Below are 1,913 nucleotides of genomic sequence, written 5' to 3'. Positions count from 1 at the left end.
ACGCTGCGTTACTCGCGGCGCAGCTTCCGCCGTGTGGTCTGGAATTCCGGCCAGCAGATCTGGGCCGAGCTGCACGAGCAGGCCTGGCGCTACTTTGGTGGCTCTGCCCGGTACGTGGTGCTCGACAACCTCAAGGAAGGTGTCTTGAAGCCCGACCTGTACGAGCCCGCACTCAATCCGGTCTATGCCGCCACGCTCGCCCACTACGAGGTGGTGGCCGACCCGGCTCGGGTGCGAGATCCCAATCGCAAGGGCACGGTGGAGAATGCCATCGGACACACCCAGGCCACCGCCCTCAAGGGCCGGCGCTTCGAGACGATCGAGGAGCAGAACGCCTTCCTGGAGCACTGGGAGAGCAAGTGGGCGGCCTCGCGCATCCACGGCGCCGAGCGCCGCCAGGTGCAGGCCATGTTCGAGGAGGAGCGCGCCCACCTGCAGCCACTGCCCTTGACCGGCATGCAGTACTTCACCGAGGTGCAGCGCAGCGTGTGCGACGACAGTTGCGTGCGCATCGACCACAGCAGCTACGCAGCCCGCCCGGCGGTGATTGGCACCAAGGTGCTGGTGCGGATCTTCGAGCGGCGCATCGAGATCCGTGACCTGCGCACCCAGGCTTTGCTGCGCACCCACGCCCGCGTGGAGCGGCCCGGCACCGTGGTGCTGCCCCTGGCCGAACGGGTGTTCAACCCCTCGCGCGAGACCCGCTTCATCCTCGGCCAGGCGCGGGCCATCGGCCCCCAGGCGGCACGGCTGTGCGAGATACTGTTTGCCATCGAAGGCCGGGTGGGCCAGCGCAAGCTCTGGGGCATCGTCAACTTGGCGCGGCGCTACCCGCACCGTTTCATCGACGCGGCCTGCGCGCTCGCCATGGAGCAAGGCGTGCACAGCTACCGCCACGTCAAGGCGCTGACCGAGCGGCTCGTGGCCGATGCCTTGGCTGCCCTGGACGCTGCCACCCCAACACCGTCGGCGTCGGCATCAACGCTGACCCAGCAACACGCACTCATCCGCAGTGCCGAGGAATACGGCGATCTCTTCGCCCACGTCGCCACCGCCACTCAATCCTCCGAGAGCACCCAGCCATGAACATGATCGAGATCGAACGCGCCCTGCGCGAATTGCGCCTCTCCGGTATCGCCGAGACCTTGTCCACCCGCGTGATGCAGGCCCAGGCCGCCCAGCAACCCTTCCTGGAGACCTTCGCCGCCATGCTGCAGGACGAGCTGGACCGCCGGCGCTCTCGTCTGACCGAGCGCCGCTTCAAGCGCTCGGGCCTGACCGAGCGACTGAGCCTGGCGGACTTCGACTGGCGTTTCAATCCGAAGCTGCCGCGCAGCGCCTGCTTCGAGTTGCACACCCTGAAGTTCATCGGCGAGGGCGCCAACGCGCTGATCATTGGCAAGCCCGGCACCGGCAAGAGCCATGTTGCCAAGGCCGTGGCCTACCAGGCCACGCTGCAGGGATACGACGTGCGCTACGTGGAGGCCGACACCGAGTTCGCCAGCTACGGGCTGGCCAGCACACAAGAGCAGGCCGAGAAACTCAAGGCCTGGATTGAGCCAGACCTGCTGGTCCTGGACGATCTGTTCCTGGCCAGGCGCATTGCCGATGTGAGCGCCGAGTTGCTGCAGGCCATCGTGCACCAGCGCTACAAGTTGCGCCGCGCCATCGTCATCACCTCCAACCGGGTGGTGCAGGACTGGGGCAAATACCTGGGCGACGCCACCATGGCCACCACCATCCTTGACCGACTCATGCACCGCTGCGCGATGCTGGAGTTCGAGGGCAAGAGCTACCGTTTGAAGGAGGCCGCCTCACGCATCGCCGTCACACCCGTATAGTCACAATCCGACCGTCCTGCCTGGAGCAGTTTGACCGGCCATAAGTGGAGCAGTTTGGGGTGGCCATCGGGG

Annotated in this window: 2 protein-coding genes; both read left to right on the top strand. The window is 66.4% G+C overall.

What is annotated here, in order from left to right; translation table 11 throughout:
• On the top strand, positions 1-1,086 hold a 1,086-nt coding region (locus tag RMP09_RS17190; protein ID WP_310567204.1), incomplete at its 5' end, for a Mu transposase domain-containing protein.
• Entirely contained in the window at positions 1,083-1,841 is a 759-nt protein-coding gene (gene istB / locus RMP09_RS17185; RefSeq protein ID WP_310567203.1) for an IS21-like element helper ATPase IstB, read from the top strand. The genes RMP09_RS17190 and istB, both read left to right, overlap by 4 nt.
• Positions 1,842-1,913: the final 72 nt, after the last annotated feature.

The sequence above is a fragment of the Hydrogenophaga sp. genome (genome assembly GCF_031426985.1).
GTDB lineage: Bacteria > Pseudomonadota > Gammaproteobacteria > Burkholderiales > Burkholderiaceae_C > Hydrogenophaga.
This window is presented reverse-complemented; position numbering and strand designations above follow the sequence as displayed.

Excerpts from the sequence above, each read along its gene's own strand:
- istB (WP_310567203.1), top strand. The coding sequence starts at position 1,083 with ATGAACATGATCGAGATCGAACGCGCCCTGCGCGAATTGCGCCTCTCC.